At 38.2% G+C, this 25,912-nt stretch carries 26 protein-coding genes; 7 read left to right on the top strand and 19 right to left on the bottom strand.

From position 1 onward, the window contains the following. Window positions 1–85 precede the first annotated feature (85 nt). Window positions 86–883 (bottom strand): DUF4931 domain-containing protein, encoded by a 798-nt coding sequence (locus JF73_RS01080; RefSeq protein ID WP_046326637.1) that lies wholly within the window; start codon window positions 881–883, stop codon window positions 86–88. Window positions 884–997: 114 nt separating this feature from the next. Between JF73_RS01080 and JF73_RS01075 the strand changes: the two genes are divergently transcribed. Further along, window positions 998–2,209: a L,D-transpeptidase gene (locus JF73_RS01075; protein WP_046326636.1), complete on the top strand. Its 1,212-nt coding sequence runs from the start codon at window positions 998–1,000 to the stop codon at window positions 2,207–2,209. Window positions 2,210–2,371: 162 nt separating this feature from the next. Here the strand turns inward: JF73_RS01075 and JF73_RS01070 are convergent, their stop codons facing one another. The 3 genes from JF73_RS01070 to JF73_RS01060 are packed head-to-tail and all read right to left on the bottom strand — an operon-like array spanning window position 2,372 to window position 6,157. Continuing rightward, window positions 2,372–3,697, bottom strand: coding sequence for a family 4 glycosyl hydrolase (locus JF73_RS01070; RefSeq protein ID WP_038520944.1), 1,326 nt, complete (start codon window positions 3,695–3,697; stop codon window positions 2,372–2,374). 18 nt (window positions 3,698–3,715) lie between these two features. Further along, window positions 3,716–5,344, bottom strand: coding sequence for a PTS transporter subunit EIIC (locus tag JF73_RS01065; RefSeq protein ID WP_046326635.1), 1,629 nt, complete (start codon window positions 5,342–5,344; stop codon window positions 3,716–3,718). A 27-nt stretch (window positions 5,345–5,371) separates the two neighbouring features. After that, the gene (locus JF73_RS01060; protein ID WP_046326634.1) at window positions 5,372–6,157 is read right to left on the bottom strand and encodes a carbohydrate deacetylase; all 786 of its coding nucleotides are present in this window, start codon (window positions 6,155–6,157) and stop codon (window positions 5,372–5,374) included. Between the two features lie 140 nt (window positions 6,158–6,297). On the opposite strand from JF73_RS01060, the gene JF73_RS01055 reads away from it, so the two are divergent. After that, complete coding sequence (locus JF73_RS01055) at window positions 6,298–7,011, top strand: MurR/RpiR family transcriptional regulator (protein ID WP_046326633.1); 714 nt, start codon at window positions 6,298–6,300, stop codon at window positions 7,009–7,011. 117 nt (window positions 7,012–7,128) lie between these two features. On the opposite strand, the gene JF73_RS01050 is transcribed toward JF73_RS01055, so the two are convergent. Both JF73_RS01050 and JF73_RS01045 read right to left on the bottom strand, forming a co-directional pair. Further along, the gene (locus tag JF73_RS01050) at window positions 7,129–8,382 is read right to left on the bottom strand and encodes a glycoside hydrolase family 16 protein (RefSeq protein ID WP_052727753.1); all 1,254 of its coding nucleotides are present in this window, start codon (window positions 8,380–8,382) and stop codon (window positions 7,129–7,131) included. Between the two features lie 241 nt (window positions 8,383–8,623). Continuing rightward, window positions 8,624–11,155, bottom strand: coding sequence for a M1 family metallopeptidase (locus JF73_RS01045; RefSeq protein WP_046326632.1), 2,532 nt, complete (start codon window positions 11,153–11,155; stop codon window positions 8,624–8,626). 220 nt (window positions 11,156–11,375) lie between these two features. Here JF73_RS01045 and JF73_RS09790 point away from each other — a divergent pair, with 220 nt between their 5' ends. The 4 genes from JF73_RS09790 (at window position 11,376) to JF73_RS01025 (ending at window position 14,942) form a co-directional block, all read left to right on the top strand. Continuing rightward, window positions 11,376–12,377: an SLAP domain-containing protein gene (locus JF73_RS09790; RefSeq protein WP_046326631.1), complete on the top strand. Its 1,002-nt coding sequence runs from the start codon at window positions 11,376–11,378 to the stop codon at window positions 12,375–12,377. Between the two features lie 20 nt (window positions 12,378–12,397). Beyond that, window positions 12,398–13,390 (top strand): SLAP domain-containing protein, encoded by a 993-nt coding sequence (locus tag JF73_RS01035; protein ID WP_046326630.1) that lies wholly within the window; start codon window positions 12,398–12,400, stop codon window positions 13,388–13,390. Between the two features lie 20 nt (window positions 13,391–13,410). Next, complete coding sequence (locus tag JF73_RS01030) at window positions 13,411–14,403, top strand: SLAP domain-containing protein (protein ID WP_046326629.1); 993 nt, start codon at window positions 13,411–13,413, stop codon at window positions 14,401–14,403. Between the two features lie 179 nt (window positions 14,404–14,582). After that, window positions 14,583–14,942 (top strand): aggregation-promoting factor C-terminal-like domain-containing protein, encoded by a 360-nt coding sequence (locus tag JF73_RS01025; RefSeq protein WP_038520922.1) that lies wholly within the window; start codon window positions 14,583–14,585, stop codon window positions 14,940–14,942. 88 nt (window positions 14,943–15,030) lie between these two features. Here the strand turns inward: JF73_RS01025 and JF73_RS01020 are convergent, their stop codons facing one another. The 8 genes from JF73_RS01020 to JF73_RS00985 are packed head-to-tail and all read right to left on the bottom strand — an operon-like array spanning window position 15,031 to window position 21,055. Next, the gene (locus JF73_RS01020) at window positions 15,031–15,906 is read right to left on the bottom strand and encodes an aldose 1-epimerase family protein (RefSeq protein WP_046326628.1); all 876 of its coding nucleotides are present in this window, start codon (window positions 15,904–15,906) and stop codon (window positions 15,031–15,033) included. A 17-nt stretch (window positions 15,907–15,923) separates the two neighbouring features. Next, window positions 15,924–16,391, bottom strand: coding sequence for a PTS sugar transporter subunit IIA (locus JF73_RS01015; protein WP_038520918.1), 468 nt, complete (start codon window positions 16,389–16,391; stop codon window positions 15,924–15,926). 21 nt (window positions 16,392–16,412) lie between these two features. Continuing rightward, window positions 16,413–17,009 carry a class II aldolase/adducin family protein gene (locus tag JF73_RS01010; protein WP_038520915.1) on the bottom strand — a complete coding sequence of 199 codons (597 nt, stop codon included), beginning with the start codon at window positions 17,007–17,009 and terminating at the stop codon, window positions 16,413–16,415. An 18-nt stretch (window positions 17,010–17,027) separates the two neighbouring features. Next, entirely contained in the window at window positions 17,028–18,062 is a 1,035-nt protein-coding gene (locus JF73_RS01005; RefSeq protein WP_046326627.1) for a galactitol-1-phosphate 5-dehydrogenase, read from the bottom strand. Beyond that, the gene (locus tag JF73_RS01000) at window positions 18,062–19,015 is read right to left on the bottom strand and encodes a 1-phosphofructokinase family hexose kinase (protein ID WP_046326626.1); all 954 of its coding nucleotides are present in this window, start codon (window positions 19,013–19,015) and stop codon (window positions 18,062–18,064) included. Before JF73_RS01000 ends, JF73_RS01005 begins: the two co-directional genes overlap by 1 nt. An 18-nt stretch (window positions 19,016–19,033) precedes the next feature. After that, complete coding sequence (locus JF73_RS00995; protein WP_046326625.1) at window positions 19,034–20,305, bottom strand: PTS galactitol transporter subunit IIC; 1,272 nt, start codon at window positions 20,303–20,305, stop codon at window positions 19,034–19,036. Window positions 20,306–20,322: 17 nt separating this feature from the next. Further along, the gene (locus tag JF73_RS00990; protein ID WP_046326624.1) at window positions 20,323–20,616 is read right to left on the bottom strand and encodes a PTS sugar transporter subunit IIB; all 294 of its coding nucleotides are present in this window, start codon (window positions 20,614–20,616) and stop codon (window positions 20,323–20,325) included. Window positions 20,617–20,656: 40 nt separating this feature from the next. Then, a complete protein-coding gene (locus JF73_RS00985; RefSeq protein WP_046326623.1) occupies window positions 20,657–21,055 on the bottom strand; it encodes a hypothetical protein in 399 nt (132 codons plus the stop codon). Window positions 21,056–21,249: 194 nt separating this feature from the next. Here JF73_RS00985 and JF73_RS00980 point away from each other — a divergent pair, with 194 nt between their 5' ends. After that, window positions 21,250–22,005, top strand: coding sequence for a DeoR/GlpR family DNA-binding transcription regulator (locus tag JF73_RS00980; protein ID WP_046326622.1), 756 nt, complete (start codon window positions 21,250–21,252; stop codon window positions 22,003–22,005). Between the two features lie 64 nt (window positions 22,006–22,069). On the opposite strand, the gene JF73_RS00975 is transcribed toward JF73_RS00980, so the two are convergent. From JF73_RS00975 to JF73_RS00955, 5 genes are all read right to left on the bottom strand, one after another. Further along, window positions 22,070–22,600 (bottom strand): hypothetical protein, encoded by a 531-nt coding sequence (locus JF73_RS00975; protein ID WP_046326621.1) that lies wholly within the window; start codon window positions 22,598–22,600, stop codon window positions 22,070–22,072. 182 nt (window positions 22,601–22,782) lie between these two features. After that, on the bottom strand, window positions 22,783–23,046 hold the full coding sequence (locus JF73_RS00970; protein WP_046326620.1) for a hypothetical protein: 264 nt from the start codon (window positions 23,044–23,046) through the stop codon (window positions 22,783–22,785). A 177-nt stretch (window positions 23,047–23,223) separates the two neighbouring features. Further along, complete coding sequence (locus tag JF73_RS00965) at window positions 23,224–24,042, bottom strand: alpha/beta hydrolase (protein ID WP_046326619.1); 819 nt, start codon at window positions 24,040–24,042, stop codon at window positions 23,224–23,226. Further along, on the bottom strand, window positions 24,029–24,799 hold the full coding sequence (locus JF73_RS00960; RefSeq protein WP_046326618.1) for a YibE/F family protein: 771 nt from the start codon (window positions 24,797–24,799) through the stop codon (window positions 24,029–24,031). Before JF73_RS00960 ends, JF73_RS00965 begins: the two co-directional genes overlap by 14 nt. Beyond that, window positions 24,796–25,911: a YibE/F family protein gene (locus JF73_RS00955; RefSeq protein WP_046326617.1), complete on the bottom strand. Its 1,116-nt coding sequence runs from the start codon at window positions 25,909–25,911 to the stop codon at window positions 24,796–24,798. Before JF73_RS00955 ends, JF73_RS00960 begins: the two co-directional genes overlap by 4 nt. Window position 25,912: the final 1 nt, after the last annotated feature.

Below are 25,912 nucleotides of genomic sequence, written 5' to 3'. Positions count from 1 at the left end.
TTACAGTTATTTGCCGCAAATATTAGCGCCGCTATTAGTAAATTTTAAAAATACTTAAATGCTTTTAATTAGTGTCTGCTATTAATTATGCTTGAACAATCGAGCCGGAGGCAAAAAAGTTTTTGAACTTATTTGCTTCTATAATTAACTTTTCTCTGTTGTCTACCTGCGATAATTTATAACCGACAAAATACGGTGACACAGTAAAACGCGAAATTAGTTTCGCACAAATGCCCTGATCGCTGCGCGGATAGAAAAACAGATTATAAGAATCGCACCTGCCATTTGACAAAACTTGCAGCATGTATTTTGCCCCACTCTGAATCCAGTCAGACCACTCATCGATGCTGCTTTCTTCAAGCAGGTTAAAATCGAGTTCGATGTAGCCTTGAACGGGATGAGTACAAACGTTAACTTCTAAACCATTATGTTGATATAAAGTGATGCCGGCAAAAGCACTGGGTCCAATGAATTGATAGCCGTCCAGCTTTTTTAATCCTACTATCTGCATGTGGGGATGTTCTAGAGACCCGCCAGAATGCGGACCATAATTTTTGTACCATAAGACAGACCTAAATTTGCCAGAATTGTTCACTTGGTTAAAGCAGGATAGCGAAAAACGCATTAAAGCGCGATTATAGTCCACTGAATAAGAAGTAATGTCACCTTGATGTTTGCTAGATTCAATTAGAACCGTTTGGAAAGTGTCATGGAGTGTGGAATACTTATTAAGCAGCCAAATCATGCCACCCTCACGCCTAAAAATATGAGTGAGCCCTGCGGGATCGCAAAAGGGACAGCCGGAATTATTTTTAACTTTACGGTAAGAATTAGGTTTATCTTTAGCTATGTTAACATCAAATACTAATGGGTCGTTTTCCATTTGGCAATCCCTCCTAAAAATTTTTCTTAAAGCTTGCATTTTACTAGAGCCGCAATAGATGGTAAACTGTAACCGCAATTATTTTTTGAAATTACGTTTGACGGTGGTAGGACTATGCAATCAAAAAGAAACTTAAAAAAATATAATAACCGCAATAACTTGTTTCTGATTATTATTGGAATAATCTTAATTCTAGCAGTTGTCTTTGGCGTGGTTCTATATAATAATCATGTTGAATCGCAAAAGCAGGCCAAAGCATTCGCTACAAATCATTTTAACCCTAATGTTAATATTTATGGCGTCGAAGTTGGAAACTTAACAATTACTAAAGCAACTGCCAAGATTAATCGGAAAGCGAATAATATCGTTTCTTTGGAAAACGGCAAAGTTGCGATTGAACGCGATCCCAATATTGACACTATCAAAAAGCAGGAAGTTGCAAATTATTTTAAAAAGCAACATACAACTATGCCTGACAAACAAGTTTATGAATACCGCAACACTGATTTGGATGCCGCAAACAAAAAGATGCACGCAGTCAGTCACGCTGTAGTTAATTATCATGTTGCCGGCAAAGATTATCAGCTCAAAGCACAAAAGTTAATTAATCAAGCAATTTATAAAAAAGGCAAGTACAGTTTTCTTAATTCCGAAAATTTAACGGCGGAACTGAATAAAATTGACCAAGAAGTGTCAACAATTCACCAGAGTTACAAATTTGCGGTGCCAAAAGGCAATAAAACAGCAGGAAAGAAAATTACTGTTAAAAATCAAAGCTATGGTTGGGGCGTACATGTCAAAAGAGCACAAACAGCCGTAGAACAAGCATTTTTAAGCGGAACTAAAAATCTGGATGGCAAGAACTATATTTATGGTCTTGGCTATAGCACTTATGGTTTAGGCTATGGCAAAAGCAATCATGGCATAGGCAATGACTATATTGTAGTTTCAATCAAAAAGCAGGAAATGTGGATTGTGCGTAAAGGCAAGGTGGTCGTTCACCTTAATGACGTAGTTACTGGAACAAAAGACGGTAATAAAAATAACCGCACCCCTCAAGGAGTCTGGTATATTCACTATAAACAAGGTCATGCAGTTTTACGCGGGCGCAATAATGACGGCTCTAAATATGCTTCACCAGTCAGATACTGGATGCCATTTACTTTAACTGGCTGTGGTTTTCACGATGCCGGTTGGCGCGGTGATTGGAGTAAAAAAGCTTATTTAAGAGGCGGTTCACATGGCTGCATTAATATTAAGCCTAGAGAAATCAAACAAGTCTGGCGCAATGTAAGTAAGCACCAACCAGTTATTATTTACGACTAAATTTTAGACAAAAAAGTCAAAATATTACGTTGCAAGACTAGCTTTCAGTTCAAAGCTAGTCTTTTTCTTTGTTCCCCAAAATTATTACTCACATAAAAAAGACTAGCGATAACTAAAGTTAAAGCTAATCTTTTTAGTAATTAGATTTTTATTTCAAACACATTAGTGCAATTCTGGCCAGTATTCTTTATTGGCCTCATATAACTCATCCAAAACCTTTTTACCAACGTGATAATCTGGAATAGTCTTATTAAGAACAACTGCTTCTAAAGCGACTTGATATGAACCAGACAGAGCGGCGTCTACTGTCCGTTTCTCATAAGCCTTTTGCAGTTCCATCAGTCCTTTATGGAAAGTTGGAATCTTACCAATACTAATGGTTTCTGCACCCATACTGCCAATGTATGCCGGCACTTCTACAACAGCATCTGTATCAAAATTAGATATTGCGCCATTGTTCTTTTGGTTAACAGTGAAACGCTCGCGGGTGTTATGGATAATTGCGTTGGCAATATCCACGATATAGTTGCCGTGAACACCGGAGTTAAGTGAAGAACCTTTAGCTGTGCCGGCTTTTAAAACCCGACGACATTCTGTGAAGATTCTCTTTTCACGTCCCTGCATTACCCAATCACCACGTGTGAAGTTAACATCTGATTCAGCCATCATTACATCAGGCATCAGGTAATATTGCAGGTAGCAGTTAGGGAAATATTCAGGGAAACGCTTGAAGATGGTAATCATACGCTTATACGTATCAATCCAATATTGGTCATCAAGAGTTTCGTCATTCCATTGTGCAAGGGTGTCAATCTTACCGGATTGCACATCTTCACGCAGTTGTGGCAACAAGTCTTTACCATTCTCATCAATCATTGACGTCCACCAACCAAAGTGGTTCATGCCAAAGTATTTAAAGGTAATATCTTTTAAATCTTTGTGGAAGTATTGTGCAATTGCGCCCTCAATTGAAATTGGCATATCACAGATACAAATAACTTTTGCTTCTGGAAATTCGCGGTAAATTGCTTCTGATAAAATCGCTTCAGGGTTAGTGTAATTTAAAATCCACGCATTTGGACAAATTTGCTTAACCTTCTTGATGATAGCAATAATATCTGGGATTACCCTCATCGCGAAGGAGAAACCGCCAAGTCCACAAGTTTCTTGTCCAATAACGCCATTACGAATACAAATTTTTTCGTCTATTGCCCGTTGTTTATTTAGACCTGGACGAATTTGCATAAAGAGAAAGTCGGCATCTTGCAGAGCTTCTTCCAAATTGGTTGTATAAGAAACATGAACCGGTGAACCTGTCTCTTTGTAATACATTTTGGTGTATTGCCCTAAAAGAGATACTCTTTCTTCATCAGTATCATATAGAACCAGTTGGTTCATATCCAAGTCAGCAGAGCGTTGACGTAAAACTTCCAAGATACTTGGTGATTGAGTTGATCCGCCACCAATGATTACAAATTTATTTGCCATTTCAATAAGCCTCCTATGTTACTTTCCGCTTTGGGATGGGTGTTTTTTCAGATAATCAAGATATTCATCGACTTTATCATGAATACTCTCGACATCGACTCCGAATACAATCTGAATATTATGACCATCTTGCATGACGCCTTTAGTACCGGTCTTTTGCTTCAATAGATCTATATCCAATTTGCTTGTATCTTTAACATCAACACGAAGCCGAGTATAACAATTAACCATTTCATCGATGTTTTCTGGACCACCTAGACCAGTTACAATATTTTTAGTTTGATTATCAAATTTTGCAGTGTCTGCAGATTCTGCATCACTGTCACTTTGAGCAAGTTCTTCTTCTGCCTCTTGAACAGATTCATCTTCACTTTCTGCACCATTAAGTAGTGATTCGTCAGCATTAGCACGTCCAATAGTTGGAATGTTGAAACGCTTAATCATAAAGACGAAGACAAAGTATTCAAGTAAACCGGTGACGACAAACATTATTGGTATGAGATACTGGTGTCCCAGCCTTGCCGGAAAGGCAAAACTGTTAATAATCATATTAATACCGGTATCAAACTGAATATTGATACCAACAATATTTGTCAAAAATAGACTAATTCCGTAAACAACTGAGTGAGCCAGCCATAGTAATGGTGACAAGAACAGGAACATAAATTCCAAAGGTTCGGTAACACCTGCTAAAAAGGCTGTAGTAACAGTTGGGATTAGGATAGCCGCAACTTTTTGCCTATTCTTCGGCTCTGCCATCTTCCAGAAAGCAAAAGCAATACCGATAGGTAATGAAATTGAACCAAAGTTAGACAGATAACCAATAGATTGGTGCATTGCAGTAATATGACTTGGGTTACCTAATTCAGCTAGCCAGATGTTAAACGCACCAGTGTATAGTTTGCCGGCAATTCTGGCAGTACCACCAAGTGGCGTGTAGAACAAAGGCATCCATAAGAAGTGGTGCAATCCAACAGGTAAAAGCAAACGGTTCAAAAGTCCATAGAGGAAGAACCCAATGGATCCCGTAGTTGACATTACCTTAACAATGTTTTCAATGACCCAGTTAACTGCTGGCCAAACATAAGTAATCGCAATTGCGAACAGAATTGTGACAAATACTAAAATAATGTAAACAGATTTTGTTCCTGCATAAGGTGATAAATACTTATGGAGCTTAATATTACCCCATTTATTTACCATCCAGCCTACTAGGATTCCTAAAATAATCCCGAGGAAAACTCCCATATCAGTGACTTGGATACCAAAAACCATGTTTTGTCCAGTACCATATAGTCCCTGAGAGTTTGGCTTAGCCAAACGGTGAGTCAATTGCAGCCAAGAGTTGTTGGCGAACAAAAAAATTAAATAAGTAACGATACCTAAAATAGCAGCATCAGTTTTATATTTAGGCTTAGCTAAAGCTGCAGCGATACCTACACAGAAAATACAACTTAATTGTCCGATCATACCGCTTGAGAGAATATTGTAAATAAAATTACCGGTATCTTTCAAAACGGTCGGCATTAAGTCCAACTTCAAAATGGCACAAACTGATAAGATAATACCAGTTACCGCCATAAACATAACGGGTTGAATTATTGCCCGCGAAAATACATTCGCGGACTTCATAAACTTACCCTTCATAATTTTGCCTCCTTTACACTTTTTTATTTAAAAATTAGGATATGGAATCACTTCTACCTGATTTTCTTGCAGCTTCTGTTTAAAAGCCGAATCGCAAAGAATTGTCACTTCTTTAATTCGGGGTATATTAAATGAAGAACCAAAGTAAAGAGTTTCATCCACAAATGCGGGGTGAACCATAAACTCAGTTATTTGATTGTCTTGCAGGCGATCAAGAACGGCTTGTATTTCTATTAAACATTGCTCTTGATCCGCATGATAAGATTTATCCAAACTGCGAATATGCGGGTAATTCATCAGATCATCAAAACCGGCAATTCCTCTTTGATATGACAACTTAACTTGATCTTCGATACCGTAGCAATTTCTAACCGGTAACTGATACTTATCAGAAATACGCTGAGTAAGAGCTAAGTTCTCAGGAAAAGAATGAACATGGTGGTGACTATCTAAATGAGTCAGTTTCACTCCTTTACTTAATAAGAAATCGACTTGCGCGCACCACTCACGGTAAATTTCCTCCGGATCCATTTCACTGCGATGCTCTTTATAGCCGGCCAAATGATAAAATTCGCCGTTTTCATCAACTAGTGACTTAACGTCCGTCATGGGTTTACCAGTTGTGATGTTGAGGTGACAACCAACTCCTAAGTCTTTGTTTTCACTTGCTAACTTGATTGCCTCTAAACAACCTGGCATGTTCGCCATAAGTGTTGTAGAAGAAACCATCCCATCTTTATACGCTTTAATAACTCCTCGATTTACAGCCAGTGAATAGCCAAAATCATCGGCATTAATAACAACTTGCTTCATGCACACACGCCTTTCAAATTATTTAAAACGCTTTCTTTCAACAAAGTTAATATAGTATAATGAAAGTGTAATAACAATAAATCACTCGAATTATGATGTGATTTTCAAAAAAGGAAAATATTTTCAGGGTGATATAATAAATGACCAAAATCTTCCAAATTGACCGGTTATTCCCTAATAATCATTTGCGTCCCCAAGATATTAAAGTGATTGAATCGATTATTGACTCAATTACCGCAAACGACAATTTAGATATTCGCTTTATAGCTAAGAAAAACTATCTTTCTACTGCTTCAATCAGCAGATTGGTCAAGCGGGCAGGTTTTGCCAATTTTAAAGAATTTATCTTTTTTCTTTCTTCTCGGTATAAAAATCAGCCGTTAAAAACTTATGGCAATCTGCCGTATGTCCACTGTAATGTAGGTAATGAAGTAGTTGCCGACTTTTTTCAGAAAATCAAGCTGGAAAAAAGAACCTATTTATTTGGTGAGGGCTTTTGCAAAATTCTGGTTAATTACACTTACCGCAAGCTCCTACTCAAAAGAATTTATGGTGTCGATCTTGATGGCGTTGAAATTTCAATTGCGTCTGACCAATTGCCCCACACTTTGATTACATTCTCGCAATCAGGAGAAAATAAAAATGGTTTAATCAAAATTGCAGGTTGTAAAAAAGATGGAGGCAATATCATTACCATCACTGCTACACCGCACAGCACTTATGCCAACATTGGCGACCTTGCCTTTGTCGTAGACAGTGGCAGCGGAGTGCCTGATCCTGAAAATACCAACCTCAACTATTTTTACGGCAATACTATTAACTTAATTGAAAATATTGTTAACCAGTATTTATAACAAAATAAAAAAATTCCTAACAACAAATCTGTTAGGAATTTTTGCTTATATAATTATTTTTCTTTTAACCTTGACTATTATTTTTATGACTTTAGCTAAATTTTCTTTAGTTTTGAACTAATTGTTCCAGAGATTGTCTGCAGTTGGACTGGTAAAATCTTTATTTTGCAAATTACTACTCGTTGAATCAACCGCAATTGTCTTATTTGGCTGCCAGCGATTGACAAAATAAATTTGGTTATCCTTAGTAATCTTTTGCCATTGCGCGCTCCAATGAGTAGCTGGTACCTTGCCATGTTCTACATAGTCCTTCATATCTTCAATATGGAGTAATTCCTTGGTAGCAACATTTTGAATTAAGAAGTAGCGGCCCTTTGGCACTAATTGCCAAGTCGAATATTCTGTTGGCTCAGAGGTAATCTGCACTGCAGCAGAATTAGGATCTAAAGTGACATACTTCTTGCTGGCAGAATTTTGCAGTGTTGTCTTTGGCAGATCATAGCCGCCGTTCTTCTTGTAAACCCTGAAGTAGTCAATTGACCATGATTTAGGGAAGATATCATTCCCCTTACCAGAACCGGCATCGGTATAAATATTCAAGATCGTACCCATTGGGTAATCTGGTGCCTGATTAATTTGCTTATACAGTTTGCCATCATAGTAGAACTTTAATGACCCCGGTTCCCAATCAAGACCATAGGTGTGGTATTCCTTTGTTGGGTTTCCTTCTGGAACAGGATCTTCAAATAGTTCCCATTGGTTTTCAAAGAACGGATCGTTCCAACCAAAAGCCGCAATTCGCCAAGTGTTTTGTCTTCTAAAGAAAGTTTCCAAAACATCAATTTCGGCTGTTTGCTTGGAATTAAACCAGTCATTAGTATCATCTTGCATACCAACCATCCACCAAGCTTGGTGACCACCGCCACCAACATCGGAAAGTTTGGCACGAATTTCAAAGTAACCATATTTTGTGACATAACCCTGCCACTCTTTTTGGTTGCTTAAGATCTGATTATTACCACTGAAATTATGAATCCAATTCTTATTAAATGACATAATCGCACTTGATTTCACCGTACCATCCAAAGTTGGTGACCAAGGTTTCTGATCTTTAGCAATATATTCTATCAACTTGCCATCTTCAAAGCGATAGTTTGCCTTCGCAGTTTCTGGATCAGCAGTCCAATGAGGTAAATAATAATCAGTCCACTTCGACTTATCTAAAGTTGGACCGTTAAATTCATCATCAAAATCAAGTGTATATCCCGGTTTAGCTGGTGCTTCATCAGCAGCCTTGACTGCCTGTGCACTCCCCAAGCCGAGCAACACGCCTGCTCCGATTGTTAACAATCTAGACCATCGTTTTTTCATTACTTACAACTCCTTCCGTATGAAATATCATTACTTATTTGTAAGCTCTTTCATGCTAGAATATAGCATTTTTTATTTTCTGCCACAACTAAAAGCACTCAAATTTAGTATTATTTTTTTAAAGCTTGAAGTTAGTAATAGCATTAAAAAAGCCGGTAAATCATGCCTTTAAAGTATTGACTTACCAACTTTTGAAATAATATTTGAATATATAATTAATATATTACTTAAATTTTAATTATTAAAGAGCAGCTTTAATTGCTTGATTGACAGCATCCTTTTCAGCATTAATCACGTCAACCTTGGACTCGATATTCTTGGTATCCATTCTGATCTCACGCCCAAGACCCGGCTGATCAACCTTTGGCTCAAAGAATTCTTTGAATTCTTCCAATCTCTTTTCAGTATGGAAAATGTTTGAAGCCACAGTAATATAAGTGGTAAATTCCATATCACCACCGACTGTTTTTTCCAGCCATGACCATTGGTCCCGTAACCAGTCCCAAGCAAATTGTTCGCCTTTTGGATTAGCTAAGACATTCGCAAACCAAGAACGCAAATCTTGAGGCTTAACAACTGCAGCATTCTCAAAATTCTCAATAAGTTTCTTGATTTCAGCGGGATTCTTGGTGCTGGTAATAGCATCAGTAAGATCGTCCTTATAGTTAGGATCGATGGCAGCTTGATATTCTTTCAGCAAACGGTCAACTAGACCCGCTTTATTATAATTTTTAACTTCATTCATTAAAACATACGGTCTAACTGAAGCATCAATTTCGTTTAAGTTCTGATCGTGCTCAACAAAAATTTGGTGACCAGCTTTTATCACAGCAGAATTATCGGCATACAAAGCTAAGGCTATTTCTAGTGGTCGAATTCTCTTATCATCATCTGTATCAGAATCTTTTGCTTGCCAACCTAAACGTTCAACTTGCTCTTGGGTTAATTTATTAACAAATGCCTTCAAATCTTTTTCTTGAGCTGAATCAGGTGTAACAAATTTAAATAATGAGCGGATACTAGATAACAAGGCACTAATGACAATGTATGATTTGGAATCCGCAAATTTCGGCAGCAACGGGACAATTTCAGCGTATGAAATTTGCTTGCCTTCTGCTAAAAGTCCTAAATCTTGCAATAATTGCAATTGATCTACCGGTTTAAGCTGCTTAAATTCAGCCATAATATCGTTCATCAAGGTTTCATCATAATTGACAATGAAATGTGAACTATTGCCTACGTTTACACGCAAAGCGTGACCAGCTGCACTGCGTAATTCTTGGTAATCTCCCAGATCCAGTTCTCGTTCAGACATAATCTGCGGTGCCTCAAAGTTTGCGTTCAAAGGAATAGCCCACTTGCGCCCAACTTCTTTGCCTTCACCAACGAAAAACTGCTTTTGGCTCAAAATTAAGTGACCAGTTGAGTTTACTTTAGCGGAAACAACAGGGTAACCCGGTTGGTCAAGCCAAGTATGCATGATTTTGCCAATATCTAAATCGGTGGCAGTCGAAAGAGCATTCCATAAGTCGTCACCCGTAGCGTTGCCATATTGGTGCTGCTCAAAGTAATACTTAAGTCCCTTACGCAAAGCATCGTCCCCTAAGAGTGCCCGTACCATAACCAACATTCTTGAACCTTTAGCGTAAACAATCGCACTATCAAAAATCGAATCAATATCAGCTGGATGCTCCACATTAACGTGAACGGATTGGACACCATCAGTGGCATCACGTTTTAAAGCTGCTGGCACCTCAGAAATTTGGTAAAGATTATCCCAAACATGCCAACTCGGCTCCAAAGCATCAACTGAAACATATTCCATCATGTTGGCAAAACTTTCATTGAGCCATAAGTCATCCCACCACTTCATGGTAACTAGGTCGCCAAACCATTGGTGCGCTAATTCATGAGTGATAACCGTTGCCACATACGCTTTTTGATAAGGAGTAGCATTATCAGGATCAAGCAAAATTGCGACTTCACGGTATGTGACTAAGCCCCAGTTTTCCATTGCTCCGGCAGAAAAGTCAGGCAGCGCCAATTGCCAAGAATGTGGCAGCGGGTACTTGGTTTGGTAAAATTCCTCGTAAAATTCAATTGCCCGTTTTGCGATATCCAAAGCAAAGTCTAATTCCTTAGCTTGATGTGCTTTAGTCGCAAAAACTCCTACTTTAACGCCGTCTTTGGTTTCGGTAAGCTTTGATTGTAATTCACCGAAAGCAAAGGCAATCAAGTAGCTGGACATTCTAACGGTTTGCTCGAAGTAGTGCACGCCAGCTTCAACTTTAACTTCTGGCATGTTGGCAATCGTAGTTTCACCTTCATGCTCATCATACTTAAGTGCTAAAGAAAAAGTAGCTTTGGCTTCCGGCTCATCAACACATGGGAAAGCCTGACGTGCAGCTGTTGTTTCAAATTGAGTACCGATAATCTGTTTTTGAACACCATCAACTTGATAGTATGACGGATAAATTCCCATCATAGAATCAGTCAGCGGTGCCGAATACTTAATCTCAACTGTGACTTTACCGGTCTGACCCAGTTCAATAGCAATTGCTTCTTTGTCCTCATTGACAGTGAACGGCACATCCTTGCCTGCACTGGTAACAGAAGCAATTTTCATATACTTCTGATTAATTAAAATAGTATTTTCGAGTGCCTCACCTGTAATTGTTGAAGTACCATTAATAGTTTTCTGTGCCCGATTAATGTCTATGAACAAGTCATAGTGTTCAGGGTGAAAAGTTTCATAAAAATGTTTAGCAGCCATATTTACCTCCTAAAATAATAGTTATTATCAATTTTAACAGACATATATGGAAATAACATTAAAATTTAATTGCAGTTAGGACTTGCTTTTCACATAATAATTACCATTACGGTACTTTCATGTAGTATACTGATAGAAAAAGATAGTATTTTACTCCCAGTTCGGTTAGGTGCCTTTCTGCCTGTGAAACAATTAATTTTTTATTATAAGGAGTGAAAAAATGAAGAAGAATAAACGCATAATCTTTGCGACAATGGCCGCGTTAAGTCTAGCCGCACCAATGACAGCAGTCTTCAACTTTGACAATGTTCAAACCGTTTCAGCCAACCACCAAGGAACCAAAGTTTGGCTACAATATGGTACCTTAAAGTACGCATTAAAAGGACCATCGGGCAGAGTATATCCTGCTGGTACTAAGGTTGTGCGTGAGCTAAGTAATGATAACATCCCACCCACTTCTCTTCCAAGTGAGCCATTTTATTTAACACTTGAAATTGGTGGTATTCCTGGAAACCAGCTATTACAAGACGTTGGTGGCGGACAAATTGCAGAAGCCTATGTTAATTATGAAGGCTGGCATGAAATTGACTACCCATCAGATAATGTAGTTTTAGTTAATAACACTACTGACTATACAGACTTGAAGTCTAGTGATTTTCATCCTGTAGATAGTAACAATCCTGATGTACCTGTTGCAAATACCGATAAACTAGATGATGCTTTTGCTGAATATACAAATCGTCTTTATCATTGGGAACATATGTCAATTGCCGATAACAAGTGGGGCGACACAATTAATCAACGTTATAGTGCTGCTCATGGTATGGGTGTCACGCAGGAGACTGTTGATGCCTTAACTAAAGAAATTAATGATGCCGTTGCCAACTACAAGAAGACTGGTCACCTCGTAAGTGGTAATTCAGGTTCTGACAATAACAGCAACTCTGGCTCATCTAATTCATCTAATGGCAATAGCGGATCGACTAGTGGCAACACGCCAAATTCATCTGGTTCATCCACTTCAAGCAAATCTAAGTCACGAGTAGTAAGATTGCGTAAAGCATCTTACCGCTATACTCGCAAGGGTAAACGTGTATCTAAGAAACTGCTTAAGAAAGGCTCATATGTCAAGATTAACGGCAAGACCTACCGCATTAAAGGCAAAAAATACTACCGCATTGCTAAAAACCGTTATATCCGTAAAGTGAACGTTGCTAAATAATAATTATAAGGAGTGAAAAAATGAAAAAGAATAAACGCATAATCTTTGCGACAATTGCCGCGTTAAGTTTGGCTGCGCCAATGACGGCAGTCTTTAATTTTGACAATGTTCAAACTGTTTCAGCCAACCACCAAGGAACTAAAATCTGGCTACAATATGGTACTTTAAAGTATGCTTTAAAAGGACCATCTGGCAGAGTCTACCCTGCTGGCACTAAAGTCGTACGTGAAATGGGTGCTGCTGATACGAAGCCAAATATTTCATTTCCAGGTAGACCATTTAATTTAACATGGGTAATTGGTGGTATTCCAAATAATCAACGTTTGCAAGACGTTGGTGGCGGGCAAATTGCCGAAACCTATGTTAACTATGAAGATTGGCAAGAAATTGATTATCCATCAGCTGATACAGTAATAGTACAAAATACTACTGACTTCACTGACCTCGCTTCTTCAGATTTTCATCCTGTAGATAATAACAATCCCGATGTACCTGTTGCAAATACTGATAAGCTTAATGCAGTTTATAATGAGTACGTATTTAATGTAAACTTTTCAAAATTAAATAGTGCTGATAATGCATGGGTTGCCAATATTAATAAGCGTGTAAGTGCTGCTGAAGGTATGGGGGTTCCACAGTCAACTGTTGATGCTCTTACTGATGAAATTACTAGTGCATATGCCAACTATAAGAAGACTGGTCACCTTGTAAGCGGTAATTCAGATTCTGGCAATAACAGCAACTCTGGCTCATCTAATTCATCTAATGGCAATAACGGATCAACTAGTGGCAACGCTACTAGTTCATCCACTCCAAGCAAATCTAAGTCACGGGTAGTAAGATTGCGTAAAGCATCTTACCGCTATACTCGCAAGGGTAAACGTGTATCTAAGAAACTGCTTAAGAAAGGCGCGATTGTAAAAATTAACGGTAAAACTTACCGCATTAAGAAGAAGACTTTCTACCGTATTGGCAAAAACCGGTACATCCGTAAAGTGAATGTTGCTAAATAATAATTATAAGGAGTGAAAAAATGAAGAAGAATAAACGCATAATCTTTGCGACAATGGCCGCTTTAAGTCTGGCTGCGCCAATGACTGCAGTCTTTAATTTTGACAATGTTCAAATTGTTTCTGCTAACCATCAAGGAACCAAAGTTTGGCTACAATATGGTACATTAAAGTATGCTTTAAAAGGACCATCAGGTAGAGTTTACCCTGCGGGAACTAAAGTAGTACGTGAGGCAAGTGATGACACTAAACCTTTGATTTCACTACGAGGATATCCATTTTATTTAACGCTTGAGATTGGTGGTATTCCAGGTAACGAGTTATTGCAAGATGTTGGTGGTGGTCGAATCGCCGAAGCCTATGTTAATTATGAAGATTGGCATGAAATTGACTACCCATCCGATAATGTAGTATTAGTTAATAATACTTCTGATTATACAGATTTGAAGTCTAGTGATTTTCATCCAGTAGATAGTAGTAACCCTGATGTTCCTTGTGCAGACATTGACAATCTCGAAGTAGCATATCATGAGTTAACAAAGGTTTCTAGTAAGTTGCCTTCTTCAGGTAAAGACCGTAATGTTGTTTACAACTTTACAGACCGTTATTTTGCAGCAAAAGCTATGGGTGCAACTCAAGAAAGTGTTGATGCCTTAACTAAAGAGATTAATGATGCCGTTGCTAACTACAAGAAGACTGGTCACCTCGTAAGTGGTAATTCAGATTCTGGCAATAACAGTAACTCTGGCTCATCTAATTCATCTAATGGTAATAACGGATCAACTAGTGGCAACACTAATGGTTCACCCACTTCAAGCAAATCTAAGTCACGGGTAGTAAGATTGCGTAAAGCATCTTACCGCTATACTCACAAGGGTAAACGTGTATCTAAGAAACTGCTTAAGAAAGGCTCATATGTCAAGATTAACGGCAAGACTTACCGCATTAAAGGCAAAAAATACTACCGCATTGCTAAAAATCGCTATATTCGCGCCGTCAATGTTGTAAAAAAGTAAAATTTAAATAAAGCAGACTACTACTATAGTTAGGCTGCTTTTATTTTTCAATAGTGGCAAAATTATTAAATTTTTAAAAAATATTGTAAGAGTTGCGTGTTCTTTCTGTAACAACAATGACACATTGACTGTGTATTATTATCCATAGAATTAATATAGTTAATTGTGGGGATTGAAATATATTGAAGAACAGTAAAAGTTTAATACTTAAGTTAATTACAGCACTGGCGCTTTCATTTAGCTTTGTCACTGCGGTAGAAACAACTAACACCGGCTCGTGTACACAAACTGTACAAGCCGCTCGTAAGATGTCAAAAGCTGAACGTGCAGCTAAAAGATGGATTGCTATGCGTGAATCAGGCGGTAATTATTACGCACGCAACGGTGTTTGTTATGGCAAATATCAATTAAACATTGCTTACCTGAACGGTAATTATTCTAAGAAGAACCAAGAAAGAACCGCTGACAGATACGTTTACGGTCGTTATGGTTCATGGGTTAATGCCAAGAACTTCTGGCTAACACATCACTGGTATTAGAAGATACCTCTTTAATACAACTATCCCATTAAGAAAAGGCAGCCTAACTAATTGTTAGGCTGCCTTTTTTATTAGTAAAAATCACTTGTTAAAATGTTCCGATGACCGTTTCAAAATGCTTGCTTTCTCCCGGAGCAAGCAAATTATTGCCCAATTTTTGATACCAATCTACTGGTTCTCCGGCTTTATCCGGCAATCCCGCAAATGGCTCAATACAAACAAATGGTGCGTTTTTGCCTTCTGGACTCCATAAAGTTAAGTACGGAAAATCTTTAATATTAATCCGCAAAATATTGCTGTCAGGCTTGCGTTTTAGTAAGACTGAATTAGCGTTATGCACATCCAGAATGACCAAGCCCTGATCTAGGAAACTATGACCAAGCGGAATTTTATTAAAGATTGCCTCGGCTAACGGTGCAATCATGCCATTGCGAAAGGGTACTGGACCCACACCATATCTTGCAACAGGGGTAGCACTACCCTCAAGTTCTATACTGTATTCTTCCAGAAAACCTTTAATGTTCCAGCCCGGATGAAAGCCTAATGCAAACGGCATTATTGTTTGATTGGGATTTTCTACAGTAAAACTGATTTTCAAACCTGCACTAACCAGCTCATACATGACACGTAATACGTAAGCAAAAGGAAAAACCTTTTTAGTTTCAGGCGTCGCATGTTGCACCAGCTCTACCTTAGCAGAACCATACCGCTTAACTTCGTCGAACCGGTAGTCACGGACAAAGCCGTGTTGTTTCATCTTATAAAATTTATTGTTCAGTAGGTATTTGCCCTCATTTGACCGACCAATAGCAGGGAAAAGAATTGGTGCATGGCGTTTCCAAATTGAGCCGTCTGGATCATTCCAAACTAAGTCATAATTGACATCTTTAAGCACAAAATGTGTTAATTCTGCTCCAACCTCGTTTATTTCTGCTTGATATTTGTCATTTTCAATCTTGATCAATTTATTACTGCACCTTCTTAATCAACTTGTAAATGTTTGGTAACACTGGCAGATATTTCTTGAGCTGTAGTTGCTGCCAAAAAATCTTGGGCGAATGCATCGTTCACAAATAAGTTCATGAGCGCTGCTAAAACATCAACCTGCTTGCGGCCGTCTTTAATCCCTAGAATAAAGACATCTTTAACCTTAATCTTTTCTCTGTCAGCCATCTGTTCCACGACAATTGGTTTAGTCAAGCGCAAAATATAAATGAACGGTGCATTGACGTTTTCGGGATCGGCATGCGGAATTGCAATATTAAAGTTTTTAGTCATTAAGCCGGTGGGAAATTCTTTTTCTCTTTTGGTCAAAGCCGCCGCATATCCCGGCTTTACCAAACCTTTTGCTAATAACTTTTTAGCCGCATAAGCAAACAAATCGGGTTCATTGTCTACCTCAATGTTTATATCTATCAAATCAGTTTTAAAAATATCCTGCAAACTCATTGGTCAACTCTCTTTTCACTTTTAAGAAAGCTTTTTATAAACAAAGCTCTCTTTGGCAATTTTGGCATTCCATTCCAGCCTTTCCGCCATATCATAGGCTTTTTCAAGGGTTGGTCCCGTTACTAAGATGCCGTGACGATTAAGTAAATATGCCTTAGTCGCTTGTTGATCAGCGCGTACTTGTGCCCGCACAGTGTTAGCAAGATCCATTGTCATCGCCTGATGATACTTAAAACACTTAATAGTCCCAATCTTCTGGGTTGCCTCAGTTAAGTTAGGCATATCAATCCCCAGCGTTGAAAAAGTCATTGATTCAAGAGCATGAGCGTGTACAACAGCACCTATTTCCGGATTTTCTTCATAACAAGCCAGATGCATATTAACTTCACGTGTAACTTTGCCGTCGCCTTCAATGACGTTTGCGTCTTTATCTAAAACCAGAATTTGATCAGGACGCAAATCACAGTGAAAATCTTCTGCCATCAATCTGGGCGTCATAATATAGTGATTTTCATCAACCTTCACACTGACGTTTCCACCAGCGGAATTAGTTACTTTGCGTTCATACATGTTTTTGACAAATTTAACCAGTTTTTCACGTTCACTTTGGTATAGCATAATTTTTTATTTTTCTCCTTAGCTTATTTTATACATTACTTTGATTGCGCCAGCGTTTTTATCACTTAATACTGCAAACGGCTTATCTTGATCTGTTAGTGAATAGACTCCCGTAATCAGTTTTTGCGTACTGATCCTGCCTGATGAAAGATAAGCAATAGCAGCTTGCCATTCGTACCCGGGAAACGGTGCAGAAAATGACAGCCACGAACCAGTAATCTCCAGTTCCTTGCGCAAAATCTGTTCAAATTCCTGATATTGAAACGTTGTGGGTTTAGTCGTCTTACCGATAAAAACCACTTGGGCATGTTTAGCGGCATACTTCAATGCTTGAACTTGAGTAATAGGGTTACCCGCAGTTTCAAAAACCGCATCAAATAATTTCCGCTTTGACAAATATTGGTCTAAATTGACCTTGGCTGAATTGATGACAACATCTGCACCACATTCTTGAGCGACCTTTAAACTGGCATCTTTAATGTCAACCACCGTAATTTTCCCTGCACCTCTTGCTTTAAGTGCCATCACGGTCAATAAGCCGACGGAGCCCACGCCTAAGACCAGAACGTTTGCCCCCGCTTTAAAATTGACACGCTCAATTCCATGAATAGCTACCGTAAGTGGTTCAATAGTTGCTGCTTCAATTAAAGAAATATTGTCGGGTAAGACCAGACAGTTTTGTGCCGGCACCGCCACGTATTCAGCTAATGCCCCCGGAACACTTGAACCAATAAAAGTATAATTGGTACACATTGACGGCAAGCCCGCTTGGCATTCAGCACATTTGCCACAGGGAATAAGTGGCGCCACGCTAACCCGATCTCCGATGCTTAAACCGGTAACCGCCCTGCCCAATTTGGTCACAGTTCCTGAAAATTCATGACCGGGTATCTGGGGAAAATGATGCACCTTGCCTTCATAGTAACGTGGCAAGTCTGAACCACAAATTCCTGCATACGCTACATGAATCAGTACTTGGTCATTTTCAATTTCTGGAACGGGAATATCCTGTAATTCCATTTTATTTTTGGCAGTAATTACTAATGCTTTCATTACTTAGTTTTTGCTCCTAGTTCTAAATCTTGTATCTCTATCTTTGCATTTGCTAATTGCTTTGGCGTTACTTCTGGGAACCAGTTTTCCACATTACTGGTTGAAAAAGCTAACGCCTCCCGCAGTATTGTCATTTCTTCTTCTTTTCGTGCCAATCCGTGCATGAACCGTCCTAAGAAAAAGTCACCACTGGCATTAGGGTTTTTAACTTCTACCGGTTGTGAATAACCATAAAGGTATTTGTGCCCAATTCTGCCAATTGCTCCTTTGCCTCCCAGAGTAATAATAAAATTGCTAATTGCGGGATCAACATCAGATTGAAGAAGATGAAGGTAGTCCTGAATTGTTTCCAACTTCTTCTGCGGAAAAATATCAAGAATTTCCTCATTGTTGATTTTAATCATGTAAGGAGCTAATTTATACGCCTGCCTAAGCGGCGCCCCACTGGTATCAATTACCATTCTGGCTTTAACACCGCGCTGCTGCAGCTGTTCATCCACATCACTGATATAGGTTTCAGGCATTCCCTGCATTAAAGAGCCGGAAAAAACGATATAGTCACCATTTTTAACACTATCCAGCAATGTATTAGTAAAACTGTTAAATAAGCGTCGGTTAAGTTTAAAACCATATTCCTGTGACAAAATTAGCGATCTGTCACTTTCATCAACTAATATGTGACATAGCCTAGTATTAGTATCAACGGCTGTTCTGACTATGGGGTAATGATAATAATCAGCCAGCTGAATAAAGTGCTCACCGTATTTACCACCCAGAATTGTATGAATTTTAAAATCAACATCGTGGTCAAAACTCAGTGCATAAGCCACATTAAAGCCCTTGCCTCCCGGCACTTCTTTCATTTTTAATGGGCGGTTAGGCTTATCCCGTACAATTTTTTTAAAAAGTAAAGTTCGGTCAATCGCCGGATTAGGGCAAATTAAATGAATCATAATTTGTTACCACCTCAGCTACAAAATTCCGGCTAACAACTTAAGCAGGTAATATGTTATCCATGAATACCACTGTGTACCGATTGCCAGAGAAGTAATCTGCGTTATCCCAGACGGAACGTGATAGCCGATTGAAGAAGCTAAATTAGTCAAAAGCGGTGCGGCAAAGCTCGACATGTAAAGCGTAATGCTACAAATAAATAAGGAAATGATGATGCCGCGGAACAAATTGCCTTTTGAAGGCACAATGGCAAAAATAACGTAAAACGGTAAGGCAGTTAGATCGGCAAGTGGCATTGCCTTATTGCCCGGCAGGATAAAAGCTAAAATCATTGTGATCGGAACCATGATTAACCCCAACGTTAAGACGTACGGGTTGCCAATTCCTAAAGCTGCATCCATCCCGATGTAGAGCTTTTTACCGTTAAATCTTTTTTGCATAAATTCCTGCGCTGCTTCGGAAATAGTTGATAGTCCGTCCATTAAAATGGCAACCATGCGCGGAATTAAGACTAAACTGGCTGAAATTGCCACTGCTGTAGTCAATATTTTGGCAACAGACATTCTCGCAACTGCCGCCATAGCACCACCGATAATTAAGCCCATCATCATTGGTTCACCGAAAATACCCAAGTGTTGTTGTAATTTTTCCGGCGTCCAGCTAATTTTCTTCACGCCCGGTATCTGATCGAGCAGCCAATTTAAGGGATAGCCTATCACCGCCCAGTTCGTAGTTTGCAATCCTGGAAACGAAACTCCTTCCAGACCTAGATTTTCTTCCACATCCTTTTGCGTATAATCAGCCAGTTTAAATATGATTGCCATGTTAATCACGGCGCTTAATACTGCTATAAACATATTTTTAGTGGTTAAATAAAGCGCACTGGCTGTAAACAACGGTTGCCAATAATTCCAGATATCAATATCCATAGTCTTGGTCCAGTTGAGTGCAATCATAATGATATTGGTCAAAATGATTGCTAAGAAAACAAACGGTACTACCGGAGTCCCCCAAGCAATTGATGAAGCCACTGGCCAACCAGTATCAGTTGCTGTCAGATGAAAGTGATACTGTTTCACGAGGGCTTTGACTACTGGCGAAATTGAATTCATCATCATTGCCGACATCACGTTGATACCGACAAAGCCAATTCCAACAGTCAATCCTGCTTTAAAAGCCACCCCAATCTTTTTGCCAAAAATGAGACCTAGTATGGTAATTATTATTGGCATCATGACACTAACACCTAAATTTACGATATATTGGAAAAAATTGAGAATTAGTTCCATAATGTATTGCCCTCCGTTTAGCCTTCGAGTATTTCTTTGATTTTAGCGACTGTCTTTTCTTTGCCGATACCTGTTAAAAGTGATTGCCCCAAAACTACGGGGACATCACCAATATCAGCGGAAATCATTGTCGAAGACACTATCAAATCTGGCCTTCTACTAGCTACTTTTGCTGGTATATCAGCGACAGTACACTGGACTATCTCAAAGGGAATTTTCAAGTCCGATACAATATCAGTTACTTTCTTGTTTAAAATTGTTGATGTGGCTATCCCTGTACCACAACAAACATATAATAATTTCTTTTTCATAATTGTTCTCCCAGTATTTAATTGACCAAAAGCTAACCCCTTAGAGTTTTTGATAGATAGCAGTTAATAAATCGTATTCAGACTGGTAACTATTCTTTTTGTTAAAAAACAAAACATCATAATTACCGCTTGAGGAGTTAAGTCTTTGTACCCAAAGCTCATTTCTAGTTGGTACTAGCAACCAAAAACTCATTGCTTTTTTATGCTTGAGCCATAACTCATAAATTTGCCCAAGAGCCAAATCTCGATTCTTTAATACAACTTTTTCAATCTCCTTAGGAATATAAAAAAGATAAATAATGTGAGCATACATTAGTAAAAAGCCGTAAATTAGAAAGCCAATTGCATAAAATATTCGATTTGTTGAAATATTATGGATGATTCCTTTGCCCAGATTGCCCAAAAAAAGATCATTAAGCGCCTTTACAAAATTTATCAATTTACTTTTCCTTTCATTAACGTTAATTTTTCTATATAATTTTTTTAGAAACCGATTTCAAAATTAATTGTAATGACACTATTTTTCATAAGCAATACGTTTCACGTATTATGATTTTTGTTCACTTTTTTTGATTATTTTGTTCATACTTAGTCATCAAAATTAGTAAATTAATTGTGAATGGAGGATAAATTTTGTATAAAGATAGTAGATTGCAACAAATTATGAATATTCTTAATTCGGTTGGAAAAATTAAAACGTCAGAACTAGCCACTAAAATTTATGTTAGTCAGTCAACCCTGCGGCGAGACTTGGTCTTACTGGAAAAGCAAAACATGATTAGCAGGAAGTTTGGCTATGTCAGCTTATTAGGCAAGGCAAACTTAGAGTTTCCTTATTCCGTGCGTGAACAAGAGAATGTTAAGGGCAAGAAATACATTTGTGAAAAAGCAGCTTCTTTTATTACCAACAATATGGCTGTATTTTTGGATTCAAGTTCTACCACCAGCTTTATTCCAGACTACTTATTTAGAAAGAATAAGCTGGTGTTTATTACCAATGGGCTGCTGCATGCCTATAAATTGAGTAAATTAGAAAATGTGACGTTATATACTTTGGGCGGGCATAACCCCAGAAGTTTCGGAGGAACCGTTGGCAGTGACACGATTGCCCAAATCAATAATTACAATACCAATTTGGCAATTGTTTCTTTTGGCAGCCTGCTAAACGACAGTGTTTATATCACTGACAAGGAGCAGGCCAACTTTCGTTTGGCAATGATTGCCAATGCCAAGGAAAGTTTGCTCCTAATGGATAGCAGCAAGTTTGAACAAAGTGACTTTATTAAAGCAAGTACTTTAAAGATTTTTAAGGCGATCATCTCTGACAAGAAACCGCCTAAAGATACGATCAAGTATTGCAATAAGCACGATATTGAACTTATCTGGTAAATTGCCAATAAAAATAAGCCTTGAAAGATTTAGGTCCTTCAAGACTTATTTTTTCTTTTACCACTCAATTTTTGCCGGCAAGTATATATTTAATTAGCGCATACCGCTTATCCCAGTTATTAATGATTAAATTATCGCATTCTTGGTTTAATAAAAAATTGAGCAAATCTGTTTTATCAGGTCGATCTAAAAACAAATATTTTTGCGGAACAACAATTTGGGGTAAAACAGCTCGCAGCTGCTCAAGCGTAATTTTTTTAACAGCACAAGATTTTAAAATCGGAATAATGCAACCATCATCTTTAGGCATAAAATAGTCATAAATTTCAGCATAATCATCATTTTGAATTTCCTGACCAATTTGCGCTAAATTAGCAGCATTATTGCGAATTAGCGGGGCACACTTAATAAATAATTGAATGCCGCCAGCACTGCCAGTAGTATAGACAAAGGCTTGAAAACTATCTTTGAAAAAACTTTTGCGGTATTCAATTATTTTTTGACCAGTTAAAATTTCTTTTACATACTCTTGATGTAGAGATATTAGTAAAGTGGGTAAAAATGGATCATAAACTTCATCTTTTATTTTACTCATTGACAAAATTCCCTTTCAGCATTTCTAATTATTTCACTACTATGTTCATCATAAATATCTTTATTTAAACAAACAACTTTATCTAAAAAAGTAATTAGAATAAGCTTGTCTCCTAATTTTGAGCGCAAAAAAATCGGGTTATACCTCAACTATTGAAGTACAGCCCGATTTTTCCTAATCAGCTACGCTCTGTGTCTTAACAAATGAGCCTTTGCGGGTTCACCTTTTAACCAAGTCGCAAAGAACGCATAGCCGAAGACCATCAACGCAACTACAGCTGCCAAAATAATCATATTATTATTGTTCAGCGTAATTGTCTGTTCCTCATCTAGCAGATTCTTTGACTCATTAACTTGGTTGCATAATCCAAAGAATAACATGATTAGACTGCTTAGAGTTAGTAAGCCATTAACTGCCGTTAAAATTTTCATCTTCGTTAACTTCAAAAAATCATGTCCTTTCTTTCGATTTAAATACCAGCATTATATACCCTTTAAAAATAAATGCAACCCCTTTGCTTAAAATAATTTAAATTTTTTGTTTCTAATATGAATATTATTAGAATTTTATAATTAAATCTTCTAAATCCGAACAAAAAAGAAGTACAGAACTCGTACTCCTTTTTATTGCCATTCACTTGTTAACCATTCTTGCGCTAGTTCAAACCAATGCGCCGCGTGCGGATTTTCCTGCCATTCTCTACCTTTAACCACCATGTCTTTACGTGCCAAAGAAAAACCGTGACCACCACGATTGAAAATATGAACTTCACACGGCACTTTCTTTTCTTGTAAGGCCTCGATATACTCAAACGTATTAGTTACAAGAACAATGGGATCATCCCAAGCATGAAAAATAAAAGTTGCCGGCGTATTTGCAGTTACGCCTAAAGAACTGTCCTTAATAAATTCATCTGCGGGAACTTTATCTTGTTCATCTGCCGGAATATCAAAACCGATCTTAGTCAAATTAATTAAAGGATAGCCCAAAATAGTTTTATTAGGCAGAACTTCTTCACTCTTAAAACCAAATTCTTGCTGGTATTTGGCAGAATTAGCCATACTGTTGGCAAAACTGGTAACGTGTCCACCGGCTGAAAAGCCGATCGTCACAATTTTTTCAGGGTCAATCTGATATTCTTGCGCATGTTCACGAAAATACTTAACAGTGGTCAAGACATCAAGACCAGCATCAGGATAAATGTCGCCTTCATCTTGCACTAAGTTATATTCCATCACCACGCTGTTGAAACCGCAATTGTTAAAAGCTAATGCAACCGGCTCGCCTTCTCTTTTTGACAAATGGTCAAAACTACCACCGGGTATTACTATTGCGAGGGGATGCTTGGGAGTCACCAATTCGCCAATTGATCCCAAAGTATATGTATGCAGCTGGAATTTGCGCTGGTTAAAGTTAGTTAACGTTAGATCATTTACTTTCATCTTTTTGCCCCACTTTTATCATATTCTTCGCCAAAAATGTTGTTGTTAATGGTACTGTTAATAATACACCAATTAAAGAATACATTATAATCAAAGCTTCATTGACAAACATCTTTTCATTTAATACTTCACCCAAAGTGTAATTCAAACGTATGTACCACAAAAATAACGAAAGAAAGCTGCCGAACATCCCAAACAAAATGGTATTCATCGCCGTTCCCAATACGTCATTACCAATTTTAGCACCACTGGCCTTGAGCTCCTCATACGATATTTGCGGATTATGCTTTTTGATTTCGAGCAAACCGGAGCTCATCGCAACGGCAGATTCAGCTACAGCACCAAGTGTGGAAAAGATAGCAACTGCTACTGCAATTAAAGGGTAACTCAATCCCGGCATTTGCGATAAGCCCACCAGAATTTCGCCCGCTTCAGGACCAAGACCGGCAGCTTGCGCCAGCCACTCAAAGCCTAAGATAATTACGCTAACTGCCAGACACACAATGAGTGAGGAATAAAAAGAGTTTTTCGCAACTTGATAATCATGTGTTCCAAGAAAAATTATGGTTACCAGTTTTAACGGCACAAAAATCAAAATCAGAAGTGGAATATTGATGCCCCAAGAAATCAGAATAGCCACTAAAATTAATAACAATGTATTGATTAAAACGCTGAAAAAACTGCGAATTCCGGTTTCTCCACCAACAATTGTCATTAAAATTGCTAATACAATCAATAAAGCAGTTAACGTACTCATTTTTTATTCCCCGCTTTCCACTTTTTTTCTTCTAAAAATAGCAGGCTGCATCCAGTCGCGAAGACCACTGTCAAAACGATCCCAATCGCGGAAATGACGCTTTGGGTAACACCAAGAGAGAGTGTAAAACCGAAAGTGGAGCGCAAACTGTTGTTATCCCGTAAATAAATAATTGTCAGCGGCAGTTCCTCCGACATAAAAATTAATACCAACACGTTAATCAGTGGGCCCATGATTTCCTGACCCATAGTGCGCCCGCTGTGAACTAATTGCTTGGCAGTTAAGTCTGCCTTAGTCTGAACTAGTTCGTAAAGACTGGAAATGATATCGGTGGCCTCATCCATTACCGCTCCTAAAATACCTAATAAAGTTTGTGCTAAAAAGATGCCCCGCGGATCTTGGGTGGCATAATCTCCAGTTTCGTATTTAATTTCCGATTCCCCTGTCAGACGCATAATTAAATAGCATAGTGCAAAAGAAACGAAGGTGCCTAGAATAGTCGCGAGCCAAGTTGCCAACATTTTGCGGTTAAAGCCCTGAACGACTAATAAGCTAAAGAAGGAAAAGACAATGTCGGCTAAGCCAAACAGCAAGACAATATAAGAGCCATTCAGCTTAATATCGAGCATAATCACGAGGTAGAAAATTACCCAGCTAAGTATCATTGAAGCTATCAAACTCAAAGATTTCTTACCTGAAACTGCCACTAATAGTGTAGACATCACAGTCATTGCTAAAACTAACACCCAATCCCGCTTAGGGTCTTGGATGATCGGCTCGCCATGTTTGATATTAACAAATAACCGCTGACCCGCACGGAACTTCTGGGTGACTAATTGTGACGGATAATACATATTGGTAGTTTTGTATGTCTGACCCTTAAATTTACCTGACAAGACCTTTAAATGAAGAACTTGCTTTCTGGTTTCGTCTTTGTTGCCATAGACATCGGTGCTTTTTTCTTCTAAAGTATCCTTAATTTGACTATCGGTCACTACGGCTACATCATTTTTAGAATAAATATCTGTCGCAAAGTAGGTGCAAGTGGTTAAAATTAAACCCACGACTGCAATTAATACCGCAAATAAGTAGCGCTTCTTAATTTTTTTCAAT

Source organism: Lactobacillus helsingborgensis, from assembly GCF_000970855.1.
In the GTDB taxonomy this organism is placed as follows: Bacteria; Bacillota; Bacilli; order Lactobacillales; family Lactobacillaceae; genus Lactobacillus; species Lactobacillus helsingborgensis.
This window is presented reverse-complemented; position numbering and strand designations above follow the sequence as displayed.